Here is a 6,675-nt window from a genome sequence, read left to right as displayed (position 1 = left end):
TCGGCCGCCGCCTGGGAGTCCGCCGCACCCGGCGAGAACCCGACCGCGAAGGAGGCCGAACGGTGCCTGTCCTGAAAACCGACACCCAGCGCACGTCCGACACCCAGCGCACGTCCATACCGCCCTTCGCGGGCGCGGGCAATCTGATCTACCGGTCCGCGCAGGTCCCCCGCTTCGTCGGCGGCCAGGGCTGCTTCCTCGAAGCGGCCGACGGGCGACGGTATCTGGACGCCGAGGCCGCCAACGGAACCCTTGCCTGGGGATACGACAGCGAGCTGCTGCGCGAGGCGCTGAACCGCTGTATGGAGCTGCCGGCTCTCCCCTCCTTCTGCGAGTCGGAGCTGCGCCTGGCCGTCCTGGAGCGCATCGAGCGGCTGTGCTCCGAGGCCGTGGGGACGCCCGGCCGGGTCGAGCTGGACCTGGGCGGCGCACAGGGCATGGAGACCGCGCTGCGCATCGCCTTCAGCAACAACGGACCCGGCACGGTCGTGGTCTTCGAGGGCGCCTTCCACGGCCGCTCCGGGGTGACCAGCATGCTCAGCAGCAGCCCGCGCTACCGCGAACTGCTGGCCGCCTGGGGCCTGGAGGTCGTCCGGCTGCCCAGCCCCGACTGTCTGCGCTGCCCGCATGCACAGCCCGCCGGCGGCTGCTCCGGCGGATGCACACAGGCCGTCGCCCGCTGGGGCTCGGAGCTCAGCGGGGTCGGCGGCCGCCACCACGGCCGCAAGGTCTCCGCCTTCATCTTCGAATCCGTGCAGAACGTGGGCGGCATGGTGACGCCCGACTCCGCGCTGCTGCGCGCGGCCGTCGAGCACGCCCGTGCCCAGGGCGCCGTGGTCATCGCTGACGAGATCTTCACGGGCATGCACCGGGTCGGCCCCCGCTGGGGATTCCAGCGCGCGGGCGTCCGGCCGGACGTCATCGTGACGAGCAAGGCACTCACCAACGGCGCGGCCGCGCTGAGCGCCGTCTGGGCACGCGAACCGCTGGCCGACCCCGAGCACTACCCGCCGGGCAGCCACTCCTCCACCTTCGTCGGGATCCCGCACGCGCTCGCCGTGGCGGAGACCGTACTGGACCGCTGGGAGGCGTGGAAGGACGTGGACAAGGACGTCCTCGCCCTGGAGGACGGTCTGCGCACCCGGCTGCGGCAGCTCGCGGACCGGCACCCCCGGCTCATCAGCCGGACCGATGCCATGGGAGCCACCGCGCGGATCGTGATGAGCGGCCACCACGCCGCCCGGATCAGGGAGCTGGGCACCCATGTCCACCCCGACTACGGCCTGCTCGTGGCCTCGACCGGCATGGCACCGGACGTCCTCAACATCCATCCGCCGCTGGTGACCGGCGAGGCCGAGCTCGACCTGCTCGCGGAGATCCTCGACCTGGCCTTCGGCGCGCTGGACCGGGAGACCGGGGACGGCCCGGGGAACGGCACGCCATGACCGACGACTTGGACCCCTTGATCTGTATGTGCGCCCATGTCAGGGAGAGCGAGATCCTCGCCGCGGCCGGCCGCGGCTGCCGCGACCTGGCGGCCGTACGCGAGGAGACCTCGGCCAACACCGGCTGCGGGGACTGCGCCGAGGACGTCGAGGAACTCCTGGCGTACGCCGCGCCCTGACCCGCATCCCGCACCGCTTCACGGGGGGAACCCCCGGTCCCGCCGGACCCGACCATCCGAAGGAAGAGCACCGATGACTGAACTCATGACGGGACTGCCGCCCGTGACCCCGGAGCAGGGGGTGTTCTCCCTGAGCGAGCTGTCCCGGGACGATGTGCACCAACTGGTGCGCCGGGGCGCCGACTTCTACCGGGACATCGACGCGCACCAAAGCCCGCTGAGCGGCCGGGTGGCCGGCATCCTCTTCACCAAGACCTCCACCCGCACCCGTACGGCGTTCACCACCGCCGCCATCCGTCTGGGCGCCTCCCCGGTCACCTTCGGCCCCAACGACCTGCAGACCAACACCGGCGAGTCGATCACCGACACCGGCCGCATCCTGGGCAGCATGCTGGACCTGCTGGTCGCCAGGACGGCCGGCCCGCTGGACGAGCTGCGCGAGATCTCCCGGCACGGCGGCATACCCGTGGTCAACGCGATGGCGGCGGAAGAGCACCCGACGCAGGGGATCTGCGACCTGGCGACGATCAGCATGTGCCGGGGCGGGGTGGACGGCGCGCGCATCGTCTACCTCGGCGAGGGCAACAACACCGCCACCGCCCTCGCGCAGGGCATCGCCCATTTCTCCGGCTGCCAGGTCACCTTCGCCACCCCCGAGGGGTACGGCCTGCCGGCCGCGGCCCTGGAGTCCGCCGCCAAGAGGGCGGCCCAGCTCGGCACCACGATCACCCAGGTGCACTCGACGGACGAACTCCCCGACGAGGCCGACTTCGTCTACACCACCCGCTGGCAGACCACGGGAACCGCCAAGCCGGACGCCGACTGGCGGGAGAAATTCCTGCCGTTCTACGTCGACGACGCCCTGATGGACCGCTGGCCGCAGGCCCGCTTCCTGCACGACCTGCCCGCCCACCGCGGCGAGGAGGTGGCCGGCAGCGTGCTCGACGGCGACCGGTCCGTGGCCTGGGGGCAGGCCCGGATGAAGCTCACCGGCGCCATGTCCACGCTGGAATGGCTGGCGGACCGGCTCTGACCGGAACCTGCCACCCGGCGTGACGCCTGCCCCGGCGTGACGCCTGCCACCCGGCGCCGGCCGCCCGAGAACCACCGCACGTGAGCACGGAGAACAGGAAGAACGTCCCAGATGACCAACTTCATCGGATACATCGCCGTCGCCGGGCTGATCGTCGTGTCCCCCGGCGCGGACACTCTGGTGGTCATCAGAAACGCCCTGCACGGCGGCGCCAGGGCCGCCGTGCAGACCGCCGCGGGGGTGTGCACCGGGCTGGCCGCCTGGGCGGTGGCATCGGTGGCCGGGCTCTCGGCCGTGCTGGCCGCCTCGCCCGCGCTCTTCACCGCAATCAAGATCGCCGGAGCCGCCTACCTGGTCTTCCTGGGCATCCGTGCCATCGCCGCAGCCCGCAGACCGCTCGGCGACCTGGACACCGCCACCCAGCTGAACTGGCGTCAAGGGGCGGTCACCAGCCTGGGCAACCCCAAGGTCGGCATCTTCTACACCTCGTTCCTGCCGCAGTTCATCCCGGCCGGAAACGGTTCCCTGCCCGTCTCCCTCACGCTGGCCGGTATCCACATCGCCCTCAGCTTCCTGTGCCTGTGCGGCTATGCCCTGCTGGTGCTGCGGCTCGGGAACATCTTCAAGCGGGACGGCTGGCGCCGCACGCTGGAGACCGTGGGCGGCGGGGCCCTGTGTGCCATCGGCACCTGGCTGGTGGTCTCGGCCGTGGCCTAGTACTGCAGCAGCCCCGGGCCGGCTGCCCCTGCACGGCGCGCCACCCACCCCTGACAGGAACGAGAGGAACGTCCATGAAGTCCCCGCTGAACCAGTGGTACGAGAAGGCAGGGGTCCGAAGAGACCCACGGCGCGTCATAGGCGAGGACCTGGAGTCGGGGAAGACGCTCTTCCCGGAGGCGATGATCCCGTACGTGGACCATCCGCTGGTGCGGGCACTGGGGCCCGACGAGCGTTTCCGCATCGTCGCCCGGCACCTGTACCAGTACCTCCACTTCACCATGCACTTCGAGACGAGCGTGGTGAACCGCGCCACCGAGCGCATCGCCAACGGCACCTCGGGCCTGGGGGTGACGACCGGGATGCGGCTGGACGCGTACAAGATCTACTGCGACGAGGCGTACCACGCCCTGTACAGCCTCGACATCATTGAACAGGTGCGCGGCGCCACCGACATCGACGTGCCCGCCTATGACTTCACGCCCTTCCTGGGCCAGCTGGACGGCATCGGCGAACAGGTCATGCCGGGCGAGCCGCTGCTGACCCAGCTGCTGCAGGTCGTCGTCTTCGAAACGCTGGTCACCTCCATCCTCAAGGACGTCCCCAAGGATCCCCGGGTCGTGACCACCGTGCGGGACGTGGTGCGCGATCACGCCGAGGACGAGGGCAGGCACCACGCCTACTTCTCCGGGTTCTTCAAGGAGCTGTGGACCGACCTGGACCCGGGGCTGCGCGAGCGCTCCGCCCGCTGTCTGCCGGAACTGGTCCTGCGCAGTCTGGCTCCGGACCTGGCGCCGGTGCGCAACTCGCTGCGCCTCGCGGGCCTGGACAAGGAGGGTGTGGAGCAGGTCGTCGCCGATGCGTACGCGCCCGGGCAGGTCCGCGAGCAGATCCGCAACTCGGCCCGGCACCCCGTCCGGCTCTTCGAGTCGGTGGGCGTACTGGAGATGCCCGGAGCCGGGGACGCCTTCGCGGCAGCGGGCCTGGTCTGACCCGGATCGGACCCTGTCCCGAACCGGGTCGGGGAGGCCCGGAACGAGGTTCGGAAGTGTGTGGCACCACCAAATCCATATCGCACAACGGGAATTGCCGTGTCCGCGCCGCCGCCCCACCCGGCCCGGGTGTCCGCCGCCGAGACACCGGTGAACCGATTGCCCCTGAGCGCGTTCGGCGCGCGGTGTGCGAGCAGCCCACTCTGTGGAGCAGGAGTAATCCGTGATACTCGATCACGCTTATGAAGTCATCACCGATGACATCTTTCTACGCCTCGGTGATCTGGTGCCGGGCAGCGAAGTCTTCCTGAAACTGGAAGGGTTAAACCCTGCCGGGTCCATCAAACTGAAAGCGGCCGTCGGCATGGTCGAGGACGCCGAGCGGGCGGGCGGGGTGCCGCCGGGCGGCCGGATCATCGAGTCCTCGTCCGGGAGCCTCGGGATCGCGCTGGCGCTGGTGGCCACTGCCAAGGGGTATTCCTTCACCTGTGTCACCGATCCGAATACCTCCCCCCACAGCGTCGCTCTGATGCGCGCCCTGGGCGCGGATGTGGTCCAGGTGAGCCGCCGCGATGCCAACGGTGGCTTCCTCGGGACGAGGATCGCCTACATCCGTGAACGGCTGACCGCGGAGCCGGACATGGTCTGGCTGAACCAGTACGCCAATCCGGCCAATCCCCGGGCCCACGAGACACACACCGCCACCGCGATCCTCAGCGAAATCGCCTGCGTGGACTATCTCTTCGTCGGTGCCGGCACCTCCGGGACGCTGATGGGCTGCCTGGCGCACTTCCGCAAGCATTCGCCGGCCACGCAGATCATCGCCGTCGATTCCGAGGGGTCCGTGACCTTCGGCTATCCGGCGGGGCCCCGCCACATTCCCGGGCTGGGAACCAGCAGAAGGCCGGAGATCTGCCACCCCGACGCCCCCGACAAGATCATTCTGGTGCCCGAGGCCGAGGCCGTACGCGCCTGCCGTTCCTTCGCCCGGCGGGGGATCTTCGTCGGCGGCTCCACCGGCTCGGTGCTGGCCGCGGTGGCGCGCATGGCCCCGGAAGTACCCGAGAACTCCCGGGTGGTGGCGATCTCGCCGGACCTCGGGGACCGCTATGCACAGACCGTTTACAACGATGACTGGGTGGCCCGTAAGTTCGGGCCCGAAGCACTATCGGTCGGCGAACTCGTCGGCCAGGCAGGGAGATGAACCGAGTGTTCTCGTTCCACGTGGTGGCCGGTGCGGAGGCGCGCCGTATCATTGCCCGCTCCCGGACGGACATCATCCGGCAGGTGCGGCAGACCTACCTGATGCACCATGAAGGCCAGACGGTCAATCCGAACAGCTACTTCCTGCGGTTCCCGGAGAAGCCGGGCTCCCGGATCATCGCCCTCCCCGCGTACGTGGGCGGCGACCAGGGCGTGGCAGGCATCAAATGGATCTCCAGCTTCCCGGAGAACGTCTCCCGCAATGTGCCGCGGGCGTCCGCCGCACTGCTGCTGAACGACTACGAGACCGGTTATCCGTTCGCCTGTCTGGAGGCGTCGCAGATCAGCGCCGCGCGGACGGCGGCCTCGGCCGTGCTCGGCGCCGAGGCGCTGCAGGGCGGCACCGAGGCCGGGAAGATCGCCGTGGTGGGTGCCGGCATCATCGCCCGCAACATCGTCGAGTTCTTCCACGCCGCCGGCTGGAAGACCGGCCGGTTCGCCCTCCACGACGCGGTTCCGGAGTACGCCGCCAAGCTCGCCGGCTTCATCGGGGAACTCGGTGGGACGGCGTCCGTGGAAACGGAGCTGTCCGCGGCCGTCGAGGGCGCGGACATCGTGGTCTTCGCGACCACCGCCGGGGAGCCCTATGTCGTCGAGGAGTCGGCCTTCGCGCCGGGCCAGAACGTGCTCAACATCTCGCTGCGCGATATCGGTCCGGACATCATCGCGGGCTCCCACAACATCCTGGACGACATCGACCACTGCCTCACCGCGAATACCTCTCCGCACCTGGCACAGCAGAAGTTCGGGCATCACGACTTCATCGACGGCACCCTCGCCGGTGTGCTGACCGGTGAGGTGCACCTCGGCCACGACAAGCCCAGGATCTTCTCGCCCTTCGGCCTCGGAGTTCTCGATCTCGCGGTCGGCATGCATGTGTACACCTCCGCGAAGGGAACCTCTTCAGCAGTGGAGATCCCCGACTTCTTCGGCGAGACCGAACGCTGGTCCCGCTAGTCCGTCGGCAGCCCGTCGGTGGTCCGGCGGTAGTCCGTCGTGGTCCGTCAGCAGCCCGTCAGCAGTCCGTCCCGTTCAGCAGATCACGG

At 69.7% G+C, this 6,675-nt stretch carries 7 protein-coding genes; all 7 read left to right on the top strand.

Annotated features, from left to right (window positions below):
* Nucleotides 1-62: 62 nt before the first annotated feature.
* The 7 genes from ACF088_RS29995 to sbnB all read left to right on the top strand — a co-directional run bounded on the left by ACF088_RS29995 (nt 63) and on the right by sbnB (nt 6,586).
* Nucleotides 63-1,445, top strand: coding sequence for an aminotransferase class III-fold pyridoxal phosphate-dependent enzyme (locus tag ACF088_RS29995; RefSeq protein WP_392378994.1), 1,383 nt, complete (start codon nt 63-65; stop codon nt 1,443-1,445).
* Nucleotides 1,442-1,624 carry a (2Fe-2S)-binding protein gene (locus tag ACF088_RS29990; protein ID WP_336047506.1) on the top strand — a complete coding sequence of 61 codons (183 nt, stop codon included), beginning with the start codon at nt 1,442-1,444 and terminating at the stop codon, nt 1,622-1,624. The genes ACF088_RS29995 and ACF088_RS29990 overlap by 4 nt, the downstream gene beginning before the upstream one ends.
* A 73-nt stretch (nt 1,625-1,697) precedes the next feature.
* Complete coding sequence (locus ACF088_RS29985) at nt 1,698-2,657, top strand: ornithine carbamoyltransferase (protein ID WP_392378993.1); 960 nt, start codon at nt 1,698-1,700, stop codon at nt 2,655-2,657.
* A gap of 111 nt (nt 2,658-2,768) precedes the next feature.
* Nucleotides 2,769-3,374, top strand: coding sequence for a LysE family translocator (locus ACF088_RS29980; protein WP_392378992.1), 606 nt, complete (start codon nt 2,769-2,771; stop codon nt 3,372-3,374).
* Nucleotides 3,375-3,448: 74 nt separating this feature from the next.
* On the top strand, nt 3,449-4,366 hold the full coding sequence (locus ACF088_RS29975) for a diiron oxygenase (RefSeq protein WP_392378991.1): 918 nt from the start codon (nt 3,449-3,451) through the stop codon (nt 4,364-4,366).
* A 223-nt stretch (nt 4,367-4,589) separates the two neighbouring features.
* Nucleotides 4,590-5,570 carry a 2,3-diaminopropionate biosynthesis protein SbnA gene (sbnA, locus tag ACF088_RS29970; RefSeq protein WP_392378990.1) on the top strand — a complete coding sequence of 327 codons (981 nt, stop codon included), beginning with the start codon at nt 4,590-4,592 and terminating at the stop codon, nt 5,568-5,570.
* A 5-nt stretch (nt 5,571-5,575) separates the two neighbouring features.
* Nucleotides 5,576-6,586 carry a 2,3-diaminopropionate biosynthesis protein SbnB gene (sbnB, locus tag ACF088_RS29965; protein WP_392379003.1) on the top strand — a complete coding sequence of 337 codons (1,011 nt, stop codon included), beginning with the start codon at nt 5,576-5,578 and terminating at the stop codon, nt 6,584-6,586.
* Nucleotides 6,587-6,675 lie beyond the last annotated feature (89 nt).

Source organism: Streptomyces sp. NPDC015125 (assembly GCF_043080045.1).
GTDB lineage: Bacteria > Actinomycetota > Actinomycetes > Streptomycetales > Streptomycetaceae > Streptomyces.
The sequence above is the reverse complement of the archived record's forward strand: the minus strand, read 5'-3'. Positions and strand labels throughout refer to the sequence as shown.

Bases quoted from the DNA above. Each gene is read 5' to 3' on its own strand.
- ACF088_RS29990 (WP_336047506.1), top strand. From the start codon at position 1,442: ATGACCGACGACTTGGACCCCTTGATCTGTATGTGCGCCCATGTCAGG.
- ACF088_RS29975 (WP_392378991.1), top strand. From the start codon at position 3,449: ATGAAGTCCCCGCTGAACCAGTGGTACGAGAAGGCAGGGGTCCGAAGA.
- ACF088_RS29980 (WP_392378992.1), top strand. From the start codon at position 2,769: ATGACCAACTTCATCGGATACATCGCCGTCGCCGGGCTGATCGTCGTG.
- ACF088_RS29985 (WP_392378993.1), top strand. From the start codon at position 1,698: ATGACTGAACTCATGACGGGACTGCCGCCCGTGACCCCGGAGCAGGGG.